The sequence below is a fragment of the Ferrimonas sp. YIN67 genome (assembly GCF_057219095.1).
This window is the reverse complement of the sequence record NZ_JBXVVJ010000001.1, coordinates 763,435-780,726: the sequence shown is the minus strand read 5'-3', so window position 1 is coordinate 780,726 and position 17,292 is coordinate 763,435. Positions and strand designations below refer to the sequence as shown.

Here is a 17,292-nt window from a genome sequence, read left to right as displayed (position 1 = left end):
GATGGCATTCCTGACAGAAAAAGAGTTATATGAATTAGGATTTAAAAGCGTTGGATCAAATGTAAAAGTTAGCTCAAAGGCTTCAATCTATAACCCCGAAAGCATTAGTCTTGGGGATAACTCACGAATAGACGACTTTTGTGTCATCTCTGGAAATATTTCTATCGGACGAAATGTACATATAGCTGCTCATTGCTTGATCGCTGGTGGCGAAAAAGGAATAGTTTTCAAAGATTTTTCGGGCTGCGCATATGGTGTCCAAGTATTCACACAGTCGGACGATTATTCCGGAATGACCATGACAAACCCGACTGTCCCGAGTGAATATAAAAGGGAAAGAAAATTACCAGTCAGCATCGGAAAGCATGCCATTATTGGAGCAAGTTCGGTGGTGTTTCCTGGCGTCGTGCTGGCTGATGGATGTTCGGTAGGGGCGATGAGTTTAGTAGCAAAGAGTACTGATGAATGGGGCGTGTACGGCGGGATCCCAGCGAAGCGCCTTAAAGACAGGAAAATGAACCTAATTAAACTTGAAGAAAAATACTTAGCGAGCCAGAAATAAATGCTTCCTTTCAATTCACCGCCAGTAACTGGACTTGAGACTCAATACATAAGTAAAGCAATTAATAATGGTAAACTATGTGGCGATGGGCCGTTCGGTATTGCCTGTCAAAAGTGGATAGAGGAAAGAACCGGTTGCTTGAAAGCACTGATGACACCTTCATGTACACATGCACTTGAAATGGCAGCTATTCTAATTGATATCGCACCTGGTGACGAAGTTATTATGCCTAGCTATACGTTTGTTAGCACAGCAAATGCTTTTGTTCTTCGAGGGGCGAAAATTGTATTCGTCGATATTCGGAAAGATACGATGAATATTGACGAAGAGCAAATTGAGCAGGCAATTAGTGATAAAACAAAAGCCATTGTTCCTGTACACTATGCTGGAGTTTCTTGCGATATGAGCAAGATCATGTCGCTTGCTACAAAGTATGGTCTTTGGGTTATTGAAGATGCAGCTCAGGCTGTCATGTCGAAATATCAGGATAAGCACTGCGGCGCAATTGGTCACCTTGGTACATATAGTTTCCATGAAACAAAGAACTATACTAGCGGAGGTGAAGGTGGAGCACTTCTTGTCAACGACCCTAAGTTGGTAGAGCGCGCAGAGATCATCCGCGAAAAGGGCACGAACCGAAGCCAGTTCCTCAATGGTATGGTAGACAAGTATAGCTGGGTTGATATAGGAAGCAGTTTTCTTCCTTCTGAGGTCCAGTCTGCATACTTAATGGCCCAGTTAGAGCAAGCTGAAGATATCAACAATAAGCGTCTTAATATCTGGCGAAGCTACTACGTTGGTTTAGCCGAAATAGCTGAGCGCTGTAACTGGCAACTGCCTGTGGTGCCTAAGGACTGTTGCCATAATGCGCATATGTTCTATATCAAGGTTCAGGATATTGAAGAGCGAACGCAGCTTATCAAACACCTAAAAAACAATGAGATTACAGCGGTTTTCCATTATGTGCCTCTGCACACTTCCAAGGCCGGGATACAGCATTCTGAATTCTCAGGCACCGACGCTCATACGACTTCAGAAAGTGAGAAGCTGATCAGGCTACCAATGTTCTTCAATATGAAATTTGAAGAAGTAGATAGTGTAATTGAAGTGATTTCGAGATTCTAGAATGTCAGGAGCGCAATCAGTAAAAAGTGGTGTAAAGTGGAATACTTTATCCATGATGATTGCAACGGGTCTACAATTCTTTCAAGTCATCGTGCTTGGGAGAATTGTATCGCCGGAAGTTTTCGGTTTTATGGCGATGATCATTCTCGTCATAAGTTTTGGTGAAATATTTAGTCAAGCAGGATTGGGGGAGTCTTTTATTAGAGCTAAAAACGCTAGTAAAAAAGAGTACTCCAGCCTTTTTTGGCTAAATGTTTTATTCGGAGCCTGTGTTTTTGGGCTTGTCTGTATTGTTACGGCTACTCTGGTTAGGTTTTCGTATGATTCTGACTTGCTGAAGTATCTTCCAGTTGCATTTGCAAGTTTTTTGATAATTCCATTAACGATACAGGTACGCGCAAGATTCTTTAAAGAGCTTAGATTCAAAGAAACTGCGATCTCCGAGTCGATTGGTGTTTTTGTTGGGACAATATCAACCATTGCCTTTGCGCTGAATTCTCCAGATGCCTGGAGTTTAGTATTTGGTTACTTGATCCGTTGTAGTGTCAATACAGTTGTGCTGCTAACTTATGCTGCAAGGGCCGACTTCTTACCTAGGCTGGAGTTTGACTTTAGCTTGGTTAAGTCGCATCTTGATTTTGGCCTGAAGTTGGTTGGTTCGAATATGGCGAATTTTTTTAGCACGAAAGTTGACCAAGTTGTTATTGGAGCCATGCTGGGCCCAACTGCCTTAGGCTTTTATAGCATGGCATATAATCTCGTGATCCAGCCTGTACTGAAGCTCAATCCAATAATCACTAAGGTGACCTACCCTTATTTGGCGAAGATTAGCGACGACGAAGAGCGGTTGTCCAACGGTTACATATCGGCTCAAAAGATTGTTGCTTTGATTAATACACCTATTCTCATTGGTGCTTCAATTGTAGCACCACTGCTGGTACCGATATTGATTGGGGTGCAATGGAACCAATCCATTTTGTTAATACAAATACTCAGTGCCTATGCCCTTATTCGTTCATTCGGTAATGTTGGTGCGAGTGTGGTAATGGTCAAAGGGGGGGCCGGAACCCTTCTTAAATGGAATACATTTGTGTTGGCATTTTCCCCACTGCTTATCTTTTTCTCTGCTATGAATGGAGATGTTTATTGCGTCGCAATGACGTTACTGGGGATGCAGGTTGTTCTATTTTGGCTATGGTATTATTTGGTAATACAAAGAATGACTCAAGTTGACTTTATTCCATACGTGAGTAGTGTATCGATTCCTTTGCTTTTATGCATTCCGATGTACCTCGTTGCTGAGCTCTTGAAAAGTATGGTTGGCTGGCAATCAACCGCCGATCTTACACTGCTTATTATTGTATGTGCAGGATACTATTTCAGCACTGTGTATCTATTATTCCGCGGTGGTTGCGGATACTTCTCGTCAATAAAAAATGTCTAACGAATTATCAAATAAAGCCTTAGTGTCAGTAGTGATCCCCTTCTATAGCAAAGTTGAGGGGCGCCTTATCAGCGCAGTACACAGCGTATTGAATCAGAGTTACAAGGATATAGAACTGATCGTTGTCGACGACGCCTCTCCCGTCTCCGCAATGAATGAGCTAGTCTCGGTTAACGACAGTCGTCTTAGGATAGTAACGCACACCACTAACGCCAATGGAGGCATCGCTCGGAACACCGGCATCGATGAAGCTTCCGGTCAGTATGTGGCTTTTCTTGATTATGATGATGTGTGGTACGACGATAAAATTGAGGAGCAACTGAGGTTGTTCGAAAGAGCAGATGAACCTGAAAAAGTCGTCGTTTACAGTCGCTCAAAAGTAATCGACGGAAGTGCCTGCTATGAGTTGCCAAGACGCGCGATTGGCACTGATGAGCGTGTTGGTGACTACTTGTTCGTTGCGAAACAGATTATTCAGACAAGTGGAATTATTCTTCATAGGGAAACCGCTGAGAGGGTGCGTTTTGATGATCTCAAACGTCATCAAGATTACCAGTTTTGCTTATCATTGGAGGAGTTTGGCTGCCGCTTCGCAATGCTCGAATCACCAAGCTATGAGTTTATTCAAATACCTAAAAATAATGACTACAATTTCTCTATTGAATGGTTGAGTATATATGGAAAAATGCTTACTCAGAAAGGGAGAAGAGGTTTCTTTGAGTTGGTCATTTCTAGAAGCATGATATCACAAGGACATTTTTTCAAAGCATTGAAAATGTCCGTAAGTCAGGGGTTGCTCATTAGCTACGCAAAAATTATGTGCATTAATTTTATAAAGCTAGTAATCCCCAATGGATTGCTTTCATCTCTTAAAAAAATGAAACATGATAGAAGCTAATAGAATAGGGCGAAATACACGCCTAGTGCAATTGTTGCGAAGTCGCCTATTTCTTTTTCTCGTTCAAATTATACTTGGCGTTCTATTGTTCGCCTTAATGAACTTTGACTATGAGAAGAATCTCGACTTTCCAAATTATAAAGATAACTATGTTCTGGAATGGTCCCAGTTTGAGCCAGCGTTTGAGCTTCTTATCACTGCTGCTAGGCTACTGTCTTTCGATTTTGAGAGTTTTTGGGTTTCGATTCTACTTCTAGAATTATTACTAATATCGCTACTATACAATAGGTTAGGCCTGTACATAATAGCGCTACCCAACATCATATACATGTCCCAGGGGCTATATGGGACCCAAATCCGCTTCGGGCTTGCCGCACTAGTTTTCTTCAACGTATTTAGCTATTTTTTTGAGCGACGAAAATTCTACTTGCTTTCTGTAGTTACAATATTATTTCATTACGGGTTAATAGTTGTAATTGCTGCCTCTGTTTTTCTCAAGAAGTTCTTCAACGTTGAAAAGAGAGCAATATTCAGGTCTAACTTTTACTCTGTTGCGATATTTGTTGTTGGGGCTTTTTGTGCGTTAATTATAATCGACATGGCACTATCATATTTTGGCTACAGTTATTATGTTAATAGCAAATATATGGAGTCAAAGTCAATTGTATCAAGCGTCTACATCGTTCTGTCATTTTTAATATGCTTCCTTGTCTTGCTTTCTAGAAGGACTAGTTTATACACGGAGCGTTTTTCCAAACAGGTTTATCTTGGATTTGTGATATTGTCGTTTTGCGTGGTTTTCCTAAATTCAGCAATCATATCAGGAAGATACCTGGGCCTATATTTTATACTGGAACCGTTTGTTGTATACTCATATCTTCTAGCCTTTGGTAGAAAGAAAAGCTTCATTTTAATAACGTTGTCGATTACGGTAATGTACCTGTCTAAACTATTGTCAGTCAATCTGGTAATATAATCTTAAAATAGTGACTTTATGAAAGTAGTAGCTTTTGTTGGTGAATCGTATTTCGAAACCGACTCGGTTTTTGGTGCAAAACCAACGTCAGCAGCGTTTTTGCAAGACGCTTTTGGAAAAGATAACGTCTACGTTGTTTCACAGTTTGCCGGCCGCAGCAGTTCTGACAAAGAATTCAGCACTCACCTAGCAAAAGATAAATTTTATCCAATGCCGGTTTATGCCTCCACGAAAGAGTTTATTTTAAAGTCCTTGTTAAAAAGAGGCTTCTTAAAAGAATATATCCGGAAGTGTGATGAGGTCATTGCACTGCACAAAGGTGATGTTTTTTGGGCGCGAACGCCCTCAGCAGGAAGCATTCTTTTCTCCCTTCGAGTTATCCGCGCTAAGGAAAAACTCCTGCACCATATGTGCGCTGATGCGAGCAATACCTGGAGAGATCCCAAGTATGCTCCTTTAGAAAAAGTGTTTGGTTACGTCATTTCAAGAGGCTTTCGGTATCTACTACGCAAGATCTGTAAGGATAAGAATACGACGAATGTTTGTACAGGGGATGTGCTCGAATCCTTTAGTCTAAGCGTGGCGCCTTCAGCGACTCACCAGTTTGTCGATTTGATGGTCAAAGGCGGGGGCAACTTGATCAGCCAAGTCGGCTCAGCTAAGCATCCTCTTAAACTGATCTTTATTGGTCGAGTTGTTGCTGATAAGGGCATTTTCGATTTACTTGACGCAATTTCTGCTTTTCCTGATAAGGTTACCCTTACCGTCGTTGGAGGAGGTCCAGATCTCGAACGAGCAAAGGAACATGCTAACAATATCGGTGTTGAAGGTGCTGTCGACTTTCTAGGTCAAGTTCCGCACAGCAAACTTTCTGCTCAACTTGAACGCTCCAATTTGGCTATGGTCCCATCTAACAATCACTATGAAGGATTCCCTAGGGTGATTATGGAGGCTTGGTCTCATGGCGTACCTGTTGTAGTGTCAAACGTTGGAGGCATCAATGCTTTTGTTAAAGACGGCATCAATGGGTTGATTGTCCGGCCAGGGAATGTAGCAGACATTAAGAAGGCTATTGCTCGATGCGTATCCGATGATGCGCTTTATCATAAGCTAAGTGCTGGCGCAGTAGAAATGAGCAGCGTATCTTCACAGGACTATTGGATTGATGTTGTAAGAAGGTTAGCTAATCAAGAGCGTAGCGATAACAAGTAAACGCTGATACGATTTATGAAAAAATTTGCTCTTCTATATTCCTGGTTCATCAGGTTAATTACCCTATGGCTTCCCGACTATCCGCCTGTAATGAGGTTTCGGGGCAGGCTTTACTCAATTTTTATGAAAAGCTGTGGCAAAGATTTTCAGGTGTCTGCTTCGGTGGTTATTAAAAATCTCGATAAGCTGGATTTTGGCAGTCATGTTTATCTTGCACCTGGTGTGGTGTTGAGTGGCTCCGGACCGATTAAGTTCGAAGATGAGGTCATGCTGGGTTTCTATTGTGTGATCGCTTCAGGTAATCATTCTAAACTGGATAATTCCTACCGGTTTGGTCAAGGCATCGCCGGCCCTGTATTTATCGGCAAAGGAAGCTGGCTGGGAAGCCATGTAACCGTTACAGCAAACAGCTCTATAGGCGAAGGTGTGCTCGTCGCTGCCAACAGTGTTGTTGCTTCAGCATTGGCCCCACATTCTGTATACGCAGGTTTACCTGCCAAAAAAATCAAGTAGAAAGATGAATTTGGTTAAGTGGTACATATCTCGAGTTGTTCCAGCCAAACTGGCAAGGGAGCTAAAATATGCTATTAAATTCAAGCGTAGGTTTAACGCTGACCTTATAGAGACATTCAACGATAAGATTAACTATCGTGTGAACTTCGATAGGAACCCATTGTTTAGTCTTTGCGCAGATAAGTATGCGGTGAGGGGTTATGTTAAGGAGAAAGGGTTAGAACATATCCTTATTCCTCTTCTTGACGTCGTAGAAGACGAAGAAAATCTAGACTTTGCCAAGTTGCCGAATGCTTTTATTTTAAAAGCAAATCACGCCGCAGGGTGGAACGAGTTGGTCTTTGATAAATCAAAGACAAGTCCCAAACAACTTAAAAGGCGTGTAAAGTTTTGGCTAAATCACAAGTTCAGTGACTACGCTTTCGAACCACATTATGAACCTATCAAGCCAAAAGTTGTTATCGAACCTTTAGTGTTGGACAATAACGGAAGTGTCCCTTCGGATATTAAGGTTCACTGCTTTAACGGTAGAAATAAGCACCGCTTTATTCAGGTAGACAATGACAGGTACGGAACACATAAGCAGGTCGTTTATGATGCCGATTGGAGGAAGCAGCCTTTCAATTGGGAGGGGGGCGATCTCGACAATTTGGAATCGGCAAGGCCCGAGAATCTTGAAGAGATTCTGGCTATCTCAGATAAATTGTCTGCAGATTTTGATTACGTCCGAGTCGACCTTTATAACGTCGATGGAAAGATCTACTTTGGCGAGTTGACCTTTACCCACCGCTCTGGCTTGTCTCATTTTATCCCCCAAAAGTACGATAGAGTCTGGGGTGGGCTTTGGGAAATGAGCATTAAATAGTTATTTTCATTTTTTATGAAGTCTGGCTTAGATAACTTTCGTGCTTCTTCTATCCAAGGAGTCATGAAACGCATTAAGGCTAAGGACATTGATGTCTTAGTTTGTGAGGCTGCGCTGAAGGAAGAACTATTCTTTAGATCTCACATTGAAAGAAGCGTAGAAACCTTCAAGTAAAATTGCGACGTTATTATGTAAAGTTATATGTTCGGTTAACTAACTATGTATCATAGAAGTTTTATATCAGAAATCTGTTTGGTACTGACTGAAGCTTTCTAATTAATAGCCATCATTAACACACGCTTTGGCTGTTTTTTTCTAAAATAATATCACTGAAAGAACGGTGTAAGGGATTTTATTGAACCATTTAACTGTTGGTCAAGCACTCTCTGTCAGTGTCGGGACGATTATAGGCTGGGGAGCATTTGTTCTGCCCGGTGATTTGTTTCTACCTGCTGCAGAGCTTTGGGGCAGCTCGCTTGCCCTCGTCGTTGGTGCCTTACTGATCTTAGTCGTTTCCTCTTCGTATGCATATATGAGTGACCAGGAAAGTGGGATAAAAAAGTCCGGGTTAGACTGGGTGTGTAACTCGTTTGGACCAAAGCACGGATTCCTTTATGGGTGGGGAGTGACTTTGGGCTACGTCTCGATCGTGGCATTGAATGTGACTGCAATGCCATTGCTCTTCAGGTATGTTTTCGGGGACAGTCTGAGTGTTGGCTACTTGTACTCATTTGGAGGATGGGATATATACACGTTAGAAGTTTTAGTGTGTACTGCCGTTCTTTTACTTTTTGGGTATATAAATACAAAAGGCATAAATATTGGGGGTAGTGCTCAGCTTATCGTGACAACATCCATGGTTGCTGCAATATTGATGGTGTTTATGATGGGTTTAACACATCATGCTTCGATAGCAGAATCTACCTACTTATCCGAGGGGATTGTATTTGGTAGTGGTTTTTGGGCAATTTTAGCTATCACGCCATGGGCTTTTGTTGGCTTTGAAACGATTCCACAGATTAGTAGTGCAATAAAGTCAAAGAAGAATTTAGTCCCGGTACTTTTAATAGTGTCGGTTATAATTGGTACAGTTCTTTATCTGTTGGTTAACTATGCTACCTATGCCTTACATGATTTTAGCATCGGAAGTGTCAATAATTCCGATTGGGCGACAGGTAGTGGAGTTGGATCAGAGTTTGGTCAAGGTGGGCTTTTTATCCTGGGTTTTGCAATGTTAACAGCTATTCTAGCTGGAATTAATGGTTTTTTGATCGTTAGCTCAAAACTCATAACCTTGCTTTCAAATTCAGGGCTTGTGTCATCGTGGTTCTTAAGCTCGAATGAGAAAGAACCGTCTAGACGGTCGATTTGGTTTGTTGTTGTTTTTGGAACTCTGGCGACTCTGTTGGGACGAAACTACTTATTGACAGTCGTTGACATGGCCTCGATGGGGATCACAACGGGATTTCTATATGTTTCTTTTGTAGCATTTAAAGAACGCCAAAATAAGAAGCAATCGCTCTGGCTTCCTGCCTTGTCTATAGCTGTTTCAATATTGTTCTGTGCGTTACTGCTGGTCCCAGGATCGCCGGCTCAGATGTCAGGTTATTCTCAGCTATTGCTGGTTATATGGTGGATCATGGGTATTGGTTTTTATTCCAGAAGAAACACCATATCGCACACAGGGCAAAGAGAACTGGACCCCGGAGTCGGGCAACCCAGGTGAAAGAAGTCCGCTCTATAAGGTGTACAACATAGGTTGCGGGAGGTCGCTTCAGCTAATGGATTTTGTTACTGCACTGGATAACTCGTTGGGCAAGCAAACGAAGAACTTCCTGGATATGTAGCCTGGATACGTAGTCCGAGGATATCGTGGCTACCTGGGCAGAGACAGAAGATCTGTTTGCTGTTACGGGCTATCGTCCACAAGTTGACGTTAAAACCGGTGTGCAGCGCTTCGTTGACTGGTATAGAGAGTTCTACAAGTCCTGAGCTTAATGCGGTCAGGCCAAGTTTTGTTTTGATTGGAAGGAATGCAATGAAAATTGCCGTTGCGGGTACAGGCTATGTGGGCCTGTCCAATGCGGTGCTGTTGGCGCAGCACCATGAAGTGATCGCGGTGGACATCATCGCGGAGAAGGTGGAGCTGATCAACAACAAGCAGTCTCCTATCGCCGATGCCGAGATCGAAGATTTCCTGGCGAACAAGCCGCTGAACCTGACGGCCACGCTCGATAAAGAGCAGGCTTATCGCGATGCCAAGTTTGTGGTGATCGCGACGCCGACCGACTATGACACGGTATCGAACTACTTCAATACCAGCTCTGTTGAAGCGGTGATCAAGGAGGTGATGGCCATTAACCCGAATGCGGTGATGGTGATTAAGTCCACCGTGCCTGTTGGTTACACCAAGCGCATCAAGGAAGAGCTGGGTTGTGACAACCTGATCTTCTCTCCTGAGTTCCTGCGTGAAGGCAAGGCGCTGTACGACAACTTGCACCCGTCCCGCATCATCGTGGGCGAGCGTAGTGAGCGGGCAGAGCAGTTTGCTCAGTTGCTGGTGGAAGGCGCGGTGAAAGAGAACATCGAGGTACTCTTTACCGACTCGACTGAGGCGGAAGCGGTGAAGCTCTTCTCCAATACCTACCTGGCGATGCGGGTGGCTTACTTCAATGAGTTGGATAGCTATGCTGAAGCGCATGGCCTCAACTCACGGCAAATTATTGAAGGCGTGGGCTTAGATCCCCGTATTGGCAACCACTACAACAACCCCTCCTTTGGTTACGGCGGTTACTGCCTGCCCAAGGACACCAAGCAGTTGCGGGCCAACTATCAGGATGTGCCGAACAGCATCATCGGTGCCATTGTCGATGCCAACACCACCCGTAAGGATTTCATTGCGGACTCCATTATCAAGCGTAATCCCAAGGTGGTTGGGATCTACCGCCTGATCATGAAATCCGGCTCCGATAACTTCCGCGCTTCTGCAGTGCAGGGCGTGATGAAGCGGATCAAGGCCAAGGGCATTGAAGTGGTGGTCTATGAGCCGGTGCTTGAGGAAGACGAGTTCTTCCACTCTCGGGTGATCAAAGATCTCGAGGCCTTCAAATCCGAGTGTGATGTGATTGTCTCCAACCGCATGGTGGATGAGATCAAGGATGTGGCCGACAAGGTTTACACCCGCGATCTGTTTGGCTCTGACTAAGCAATAAGTTAAAAAAGGTGCCACCGCCCCCCCCCCTTGGTGGCGCTGTCCTAGGCCCAGTGCTTTGTGACGAGTCCAAGACTTGTTGCTTTGGCACTGGGCCTTTTGCTTGTGTAACGGTAGAATTTACCCAAGTTTTTTTTGCCCTGGTGGGTTAAATACCCTTAAAGCCAGGGTGTGGAAGGTTGATATGTCACTGACTAAAGTCGTTATCCCGGTTGCGGGACTCGGAACACGGATGTTGCCTGCTACCAAGGCGATCCCGAAAGAGATGCTGCCTTTGGTGGATAAGCCACTGATCCAGTACATCGTGAATGAGTGTGTTGCTGCGGGTTTCAAGGAGATTGTCCTGGTGACCCACGCTTCCAAAAACGCCATCGAAAACCACTTCGATACTTCCTATGAACTGGAAAGCCAGCTCGAGAAACGGGTGAAGCGCCAGTTGCTCGAAGAGGTACAGTCCATCTGTCCGAAAGACGTCACCATCATGCACGTCCGTCAGGGCGTGGCGAAAGGTCTCGGTCATGCCGTACTGTGTGCCAAGCCCCTGGTGGGTGAGAACCCCTTTGTGGTGGTGCTGCCTGACGTGATCCTCGACGAGTACACCGCCGATCAAACCCGGGAAAACCTGGCGGCGATGAAGGCTCGCTACGAAGAGTCCGGCGCGGGCCAGATCATGGTTGAGCCGGTACCGATGGAAGAGGTGTCCAAGTATGGCGTAGCGGATTGTAATGGGCACGAGTTGCTGCCGGGCAAGTCTGCGCCTATGTCTGCCGTCGTTGAGAAGCCTGCTGTTGAAGAGGCGCCATCCAATATGGCCGTCGTTGGGCGCTACATTCTGCCTGCCGATATCTGGGATAAGCTTGCTGTGACGCCTCTGGGTGCGGGTGGGGAGATCCAGTTGACGGACGCCATCGCCATGCTGATGAAAGAGCAGACGGTTGAGGCGTTCCACATGACAGGCAAATCCCACGATTGTGGTGACAAACTGGGTTACATGAAGGCTCAGGTTGAGTACGCCATGCGCCATCCCCAGTTGGGTGGTGCCTTTAGCCAGTACGTTAAAGGGTTATAAGGTGCTCGGCACCGCTGTGTAGGTTAGATCAGCCGCGCAGTGGCGTGATTTGACATGTCGGAGTTGGAACCAAAGCGATGTCAGCTTACGGGACTGCTCCGTAGGTTAGATCAGCCGCGCAACGGCGTGATCTGACATGCCGGAATTGGACCCAAAGCTGTGTCAGCTTACGGGACTTCGTCCCTAAGCTAACCTACGGAGCGGGTTACGGGGCTGGGCGCTTCGTAGGTTAGATCAGCCGCGTAGCGGCGTGATCTGACGTTTCCGGTATCGAGCCTAAAGCAGTGTCAGCTTACGGGACTTCGTCCCTAAGCTAACCTACGAAGCGGGTTGCGGGACTGCGTCTTTGTCAGCTTACGGGACTGCTCCGTAGGTTAGATCAGCCGCGTAGCGGCGTGATCTGACGTTTCCGGTATCGAGCCTAAAGCTTTGTTAGCTTACGGGACTGCTCCGTAGGTTAGATCAGCCGCGTAGCGGCGTGATCTGACATGCCGGAATTGGACCCAAAGCGATGTCAGCTTACGGGACTGCGTCCCTAAGCTAACCTACGAAGCGGGTTACGGAACCGATGCGATGTCAGCTTACGGGACTGTGTCCCTAAGCTAACCTACGGAGCGGGTTACGGGACTGCGTCTTTGTCAGCTTACGGGACTGCGTCCCTAAGCTAACCTACGAAGCGGGTTACGGGGCTGGGCGCTTGCGATGTCAGCTTACGGGACTTCGTCCCTAAGCTAACCTACGGAGCCGGAGCCGAGCCGTTGTTTCGTAGGTTAGATCAGCCGCGTAGCGGCGTGATCTGACATGTCGGAGTTGGAACCAAAGCGATGTCAGCTTACGGGACTTCGTCCCTAAGCTAACCTACGGAGCGGGTTACGGGGCTGGGTCTTTGTCAGCTTACGGGACTGCGTCCCTAAGCTAACCTACGGGGCGGGTACGGGACCGATGCTGACGTTTCCTTCTCGGAGCCAAAGCTTTGTCAGCTTACGGGACTGCGTCCCTAAGCTAACCTACGAAGCGGGTTACGGGGCTGGGCGCTTGCGAAGTCAGCTTACGGGACTGCGTCCCTAAGCTAACCTACGGGGCGGGTTACGGGGCTGGGTCTTTGTCAGCTTACGGGACTGCATCCCTAAGCTAACCTACGGGGCGGTGGGTTGGCTCAACGCGATTAAAATAACGGATTGAATTTATGACCATCTTGGTTACCGGCGGTGCCGGATACATTGGCTCTCACACTGTGGTCGAGTTGCTGGAGCAGGGCTCGGATGTGGTAGTGGTGGACAATCTCGCCAACAGCTCAGAAGAGTCATTGAAGCGGGTAGAGCGGATCACTGGCCGTTCGGTTACTTTCTACCAGGGCGATATTCGCGATCGTGCTTTTCTCGATGGGGTGTTTGCCAAGCATAAGATCGATGCCGTCATCCACTTCGCCGGCCTCAAGGCGGTGGGTGAATCTGTGGCCCAGCCATTGCGTTATTACGATAACAATGTGAACGGCACCCTGGTGCTGTGCGAGGCGATGGCCAAGGCGGGTGTGTTTAACCTGGTGTTCTCATCCTCGGCAACCGTCTATGGCGATCCGGCCAGTCTGCCTATTCGGGAAGATTTCCCCGTTGGCGGGACGACCAACCCCTACGGCACCTCCAAGTACATGGTTGAGCGGGTGCTGCAAGATCTGAATCTCTCAGATAATCGCTGGAACATCGCCCTGTTGCGCTACTTCAACCCAGTAGGCGCTCACCCCAGTGGCCTGATTGGGGAAGATCCCAATGACATCCCCAACAACCTGATGCCCTTTATCAGCCAGGTTGCCGTGGGGAAACGTGCTCAGTTGTCCGTGTTTGGTGACGATTACGATACCCATGACGGCACCGGCGTCCGTGACTATATCCATGTGGTCGATCTGGCTATCGGACACCTAAAGGCGCTGGATAAGCTTAATACCAACCCAGGAGTGGTGATCTACAACCTGGGGACGGGGACCGGTTACTCAGTACTGGATATGGTAAAAGCCTTTGAGGCTGGTAGTGGTCAGGCAGTGCCCTACGCCATCGTACCCCGCCGCCCCGGTGATATCGCCGCCTGTTACGCCGATCCGGCCAAGGCAAGGGAAGAGCTGGACTGGCAGGCCACTCGAGGCGTGGCCGAGATGACCACCGATACCTGGCGTTGGCAGTCCAACAACCCCAACGGTTACCAAAGCTAAGCTTCGACTGAAGAGAAAAAGCCCGCATCGCAAGATGCGGGCTTTTTTGCTTTTTTGCCTCTGCTTCCGTATGGATGGCACTCTTCTATGTAAACCGGGAGAGGGGATTGATATCGCCAACCGGCGGATCCGAGTCCAAGGTCTGGGCATTCCTCAACACAGTCTGGATAGTTTTATCTTGTTGAAGAAGGCTGGGGAGCTACCCGACGAACTCTCTACCGCACTGCAGAAGATGGTCGGTCTGCGCAACATTGCGATGCATGACTATCAGGCGCTCAATCTGGATATCGTTCTGGCCGTGCTCAAATATCACTTGTCAGATTTTGAGGCCTTTATAGCGCATGCTAGCAGGTGGGTGAGCCACTGACGTTTAGGAAAAACCGCCCGCTAAGCGTCGCTGCTTTTTATATTGCCTTTCTCGCGTAACGCACAATCCAAAGTCCAGCAAAAAAAACAGGCCGGGTTTTCCCCGGCCTGCTCACATCGTCTTTGCGTTTTTAGTGTGTCTAAGAAGACTCTCGGCGATTAGCCGCCGGAGCCGCCACTTCCGCCACTTGTGATTGCACCGCTTCCATCACACGTAGGATCGCTGTAGTCGAAGAGTAAGCTGGTGCCGTCAACCTCGCCGGTAAAGCTTACTGAGTCAAAGCCAATGGTTTGGCTGGCAAGCAACAGGCGTGCATCAGCCTGGTAGCTGACACCGGACAACAGGCCAGTGATCTCGCTACCGGCAACGTCGGCAGCAATGCTCTTGGAGGCGACGTGGCTGTGGATATTGCCGTTATCGTTCAGACGATAGATGTCGACATAACCGGGAACCGCTTCTTCCGTGTTCTGAGATGGGCAGGTGCGGATCATCTTAACGTTAACGCTGGCTGGCTGAGGCAGCACGCCGGTGTCCACCTGAACAGTCGCACCATCGAGCGAACAGAAAGAGCCGGTGTACTTACCATCGACAACTTCAACCGCTTCGCCGTCGGCGTCGGTAATGGCCAGGATCAGATCATTTTGTGTCTGGTCGGTTGGATTAAAGAAGGTGATCTCCCCTTTCACCATGCGACCTGTGCTTTCAGGCACGCGGGCCAGTACCAACTTATCAAAGCCGTAGGCGGAGTTCATCAGGGTGGTCATGGTGTAACCACCGCCCGGACGACGTAGACGCAGGCCCAATTGCTGGGTATTGGCCTCGCCGTTGACGTCGGTCACACTCATGCTGACGTTACAGGTGCTGCCGTACCAGTCAAAGTTGTAGTAGCTGAGGTGGGTGATCTCTTTGGAGATGTTGAAGGTATCCGTGTCGGCATTGTAGCTGCCGACTTGAGCCGTGCCTTCCGACTTCCACTGGCCCGTGGTTTCGTCATAGCTCCACAGAGGGATCTCATCTTCCTCCTGGATGAGGAAGTTACTCTTCGGGTTGATGGTGGCGGCGGGCAGGGTCATCGCCAGGGTGACCGGTTGGCCATCCAGGTTCTTGACGATATCGCCTTGTTCATTGGAGATCTCAATCGCCGTAAAGCCCGCGGAGATAAAGGAGATATCGGAATATCGAGCGTTGGGCTCGCCTTGTTCGTCCAACACATTGGTGGGGGACAGGCCGCCGGGGAAGGCATCCATCGCCGAGGTTTCACCGACTTCTGCGCCGGGCTCGTTGGAGAAGTGGATAACGTTAGCCGTGATGGTGCCGGTGACTGGGTTCCCCTGGGCATCGGTCAACACGGTACCGGCAGGGACGGTTAAGGCGGTGGAGCCGCCCGCGATGGCCGCTGCATTAGCCGCGCCAGGCGCGGGTTGGGGTGTAACCAAAACCAGTTCTTCTGCGATATTGCCATCTTCACCCGCTGTGGTTTCGGCTTCGGTCGCCGCAACGGCAACCTCATCACCCAACTCAACTTTAGCCGTCAGCTTGGCGGTGTAAGCACCGACGATCTCATCTTCGATCGTGACATCCGCCAGGGCGGGCATTTCGATAACCAGGCTATTGGCAAAATAGCCAGGAGCGGTAGCCACCAGATTGAAGCTGAAGGCGTCCGGTTCGCTGCGATCGGCACGGGACAGGGTGACCGTGTAGCCATCTTGCGTGTAACGACCGTTCGACTCGGTCGCGCCCTCGACCTTGATGCTCTCGCCATCGAGGGTAAAGGTCGCGTCGCTTAACAGGCCGCCGGTGGTGTCTTCAAAGGACACTGTTACAGGAGTCAGTAGCGTGACGGCCTGTTCTGGTGCTGGGGTGGATGTGGTGTCTGAACGGCTACAGCCGCTGATTGCCAGGCTCGATGCCATCAGCACAGCCACTGCAACATTTGAGTAGTGTGAGTTCACGCGAACACTCCGTGTTTTTATTAGCTGGATGTGAATAAACAAATGTCGCAAGTCTGCGAAAACGCCCAAGCTCCGCTTCCTTGGAGTCGACACTGGATTCTATCCTAGAGAGAAAGTGTGACAGGTTCAATAACAAACGTTGACTGTAAGTTACTGTAAGTTGCTGTCATGTATAGCACTTTGGTATGCCGCCGACCCAGATAGGTGACATGCAGGGTCCTTAGAATCCTCCCTAGGCACTCCTCCTTACTCGTGAGAGCTTTTGTCAGATCAGGGCTAGGGATTTTTATATGTGCGGCGTGTAAGAGATCGGCTTTCTTTGCTGTAGGGGAAGCGCTGCGTCTGGCGTATAGGAATGTCGCCAATAAAGCGGCGCGTCAAAGTACCTTACTATCGAAAGGTTCAATTTTTGGCGGAGCTTTTGTGAGGGGGACGATAATTTAGGTTCTTTTACACAGCATAATGTTGCGGCCAGCGAGGGGTTCTGTGAAGCTGGTGTTGCGTCCCCGGGGGGGGATACAAGACGATGCCCGTGACGGCAAGGGAGCGACAATTTATTGACGAAGGGTCTTGCTAGGGCGTAAAGCACTGATAAGATTAGTCAATAGCAGGGAAGGGAATGACGGAGAATTGGCCATGGAAGGTGTGGTGGTAACGGCAAGTTGAGTGTTTAGCTAACTCATAACCGCCGCTCCACGAGCTGGTGCTAATCCCATAGTACTAGTGCACTCCCAATAATCATTCGATTATGGTCTTTTGCATCGCACGCTTTGTCGGGCGAGTGCGTCCAATAAAAACTTCCGCTATCGATACCAACGCTTGGCTTCCATTGGAGCTGAGAAGTTCGCCGTATCCAGCAAGTTTAGCCTTTTTCGTTTTTTCGAGAATTCATCTC

At 47.8% G+C, this 17,292-nt stretch carries 14 protein-coding genes; 13 read left to right on the top strand and 1 reads right to left on the bottom strand.

The features are described 5' to 3' along the window. Position 1 precedes the first annotated feature (1 nt). The 13 genes from AC2D8U_RS03005 to hepT all read left to right on the top strand — a co-directional run bounded on the left by AC2D8U_RS03005 (position 2) and on the right by hepT (position 14,445). Positions 2 to 562 carry an acyltransferase gene (locus AC2D8U_RS03005; protein ID WP_484617557.1) on the top strand — a complete coding sequence of 187 codons (561 nt, stop codon included), beginning with the start codon at positions 2 to 4 and terminating at the stop codon, positions 560 to 562. Beyond that, the gene (gene rffA, locus AC2D8U_RS03000; RefSeq protein WP_484617556.1) at positions 563 to 1,687 is read left to right on the top strand and encodes a dTDP-4-amino-4,6-dideoxygalactose transaminase; all 1,125 of its coding nucleotides are present in this window, start codon (positions 563 to 565) and stop codon (positions 1,685 to 1,687) included. A gap of 1 nt (position 1,688) precedes the next feature. After that, a complete protein-coding gene (locus AC2D8U_RS02995; RefSeq protein WP_484617555.1) occupies positions 1,689 to 3,131 on the top strand; it encodes an MOP flippase family protein in 1,443 nt (480 codons plus the stop codon). Beyond that, entirely contained in the window at positions 3,124 to 4,029 is a 906-nt protein-coding gene (locus AC2D8U_RS02990) for a glycosyltransferase family 2 protein (protein WP_484617554.1), read from the top strand. Before AC2D8U_RS02995 ends, AC2D8U_RS02990 begins: the two co-directional genes overlap by 8 nt. Further along, positions 4,016 to 5,005, top strand: coding sequence for an EpsG family protein (locus AC2D8U_RS02985; protein WP_484617553.1), 990 nt, complete (start codon positions 4,016 to 4,018; stop codon positions 5,003 to 5,005). Before AC2D8U_RS02990 ends, AC2D8U_RS02985 begins: the two co-directional genes overlap by 14 nt. 18 nt (positions 5,006 to 5,023) lie before the next feature. Further along, on the top strand, positions 5,024 to 6,217 hold the full coding sequence (locus AC2D8U_RS02980) for a glycosyltransferase (RefSeq protein WP_484617552.1): 1,194 nt from the start codon (positions 5,024 to 5,026) through the stop codon (positions 6,215 to 6,217). A 15-nt stretch (positions 6,218 to 6,232) separates the two neighbouring features. Next, the gene (locus AC2D8U_RS02975) at positions 6,233 to 6,730 is read left to right on the top strand and encodes an acyltransferase (protein WP_484617551.1); all 498 of its coding nucleotides are present in this window, start codon (positions 6,233 to 6,235) and stop codon (positions 6,728 to 6,730) included. 4 nt (positions 6,731 to 6,734) lie between these two features. Next, positions 6,735 to 7,595, top strand: a complete 861-nt coding sequence (locus AC2D8U_RS02970; protein WP_484617550.1) for an ATP-grasp fold amidoligase family protein — start codon at positions 6,735 to 6,737, stop codon at positions 7,593 to 7,595. Between the two features lie 355 nt (positions 7,596 to 7,950). Beyond that, the gene (locus tag AC2D8U_RS02965; RefSeq protein ID WP_484617549.1) at positions 7,951 to 9,321 is read left to right on the top strand and encodes an APC family permease; all 1,371 of its coding nucleotides are present in this window, start codon (positions 7,951 to 7,953) and stop codon (positions 9,319 to 9,321) included. 312 nt (positions 9,322 to 9,633) lie between these two features. Then, on the top strand, positions 9,634 to 10,800 hold the full coding sequence (locus tag AC2D8U_RS02960) for a nucleotide sugar dehydrogenase (RefSeq protein WP_484617548.1): 1,167 nt from the start codon (positions 9,634 to 9,636) through the stop codon (positions 10,798 to 10,800). Positions 10,801 to 10,990: 190 nt separating this feature from the next. Continuing rightward, positions 10,991 to 11,875, top strand: coding sequence for a UTP--glucose-1-phosphate uridylyltransferase GalU (galU, locus tag AC2D8U_RS02955; RefSeq protein WP_484617547.1), 885 nt, complete (start codon positions 10,991 to 10,993; stop codon positions 11,873 to 11,875). 1,186 nt (positions 11,876 to 13,061) lie between these two features. Then, a complete protein-coding gene (gene galE, locus AC2D8U_RS02950) occupies positions 13,062 to 14,078 on the top strand; it encodes a UDP-glucose 4-epimerase GalE (RefSeq protein WP_484617546.1) in 1,017 nt (338 codons plus the stop codon). A 34-nt stretch (positions 14,079 to 14,112) separates the two neighbouring features. Further along, positions 14,113 to 14,445, top strand: a complete 333-nt coding sequence (hepT, locus tag AC2D8U_RS02945) for a type VII toxin-antitoxin system HepT family RNase toxin (protein ID WP_484617545.1) — start codon at positions 14,113 to 14,115, stop codon at positions 14,443 to 14,445. 158 nt (positions 14,446 to 14,603) lie between these two features. Here the strand turns inward: hepT and AC2D8U_RS02940 are convergent, their stop codons facing one another. Continuing rightward, a complete protein-coding gene (locus AC2D8U_RS02940; protein ID WP_484617544.1) occupies positions 14,604 to 16,397 on the bottom strand; it encodes a hypothetical protein in 1,794 nt (597 codons plus the stop codon). Between the last annotated feature and the right edge of the window lie 895 nt (positions 16,398 to 17,292).

What these genes read in the sequence shown, in the direction of transcription:
- AC2D8U_RS02995 (WP_484617555.1), top strand. Translation starts at nt 1,689, where the DNA reads ATGTCAGGAGCGCAATCAGTAAAAAGTGGTGTAAAGTGGAATACTTTA.
- hepT (WP_484617545.1), top strand. Translation starts at nt 14,113, where the DNA reads ATGCGGGCTTTTTTGCTTTTTTGCCTCTGCTTCCGTATGGATGGCACT.
- AC2D8U_RS02960 (WP_484617548.1), top strand. Translation starts at nt 9,634, where the DNA reads ATGAAAATTGCCGTTGCGGGTACAGGCTATGTGGGCCTGTCCAATGCG.
- AC2D8U_RS02975 (WP_484617551.1), top strand. Translation starts at nt 6,233, where the DNA reads ATGAAAAAATTTGCTCTTCTATATTCCTGGTTCATCAGGTTAATTACC.
- AC2D8U_RS02980 (WP_484617552.1), top strand. Translation starts at nt 5,024, where the DNA reads ATGAAAGTAGTAGCTTTTGTTGGTGAATCGTATTTCGAAACCGACTCG.
- galU (WP_484617547.1), top strand. Translation starts at nt 10,991, where the DNA reads ATGTCACTGACTAAAGTCGTTATCCCGGTTGCGGGACTCGGAACACGG.
- rffA (WP_484617556.1), top strand. Translation starts at nt 563, where the DNA reads ATGCTTCCTTTCAATTCACCGCCAGTAACTGGACTTGAGACTCAATAC.
- galE (WP_484617546.1), top strand. Translation starts at nt 13,062, where the DNA reads ATGACCATCTTGGTTACCGGCGGTGCCGGATACATTGGCTCTCACACT.
- AC2D8U_RS03005 (WP_484617557.1), top strand. Translation starts at nt 2, where the DNA reads ATGGCATTCCTGACAGAAAAAGAGTTATATGAATTAGGATTTAAAAGC.
- AC2D8U_RS02985 (WP_484617553.1), top strand. Translation starts at nt 4,016, where the DNA reads ATGATAGAAGCTAATAGAATAGGGCGAAATACACGCCTAGTGCAATTG.
- AC2D8U_RS02990 (WP_484617554.1), top strand. Translation starts at nt 3,124, where the DNA reads ATGTCTAACGAATTATCAAATAAAGCCTTAGTGTCAGTAGTGATCCCC.
- AC2D8U_RS02970 (WP_484617550.1), top strand. Translation starts at nt 6,735, where the DNA reads ATGAATTTGGTTAAGTGGTACATATCTCGAGTTGTTCCAGCCAAACTG.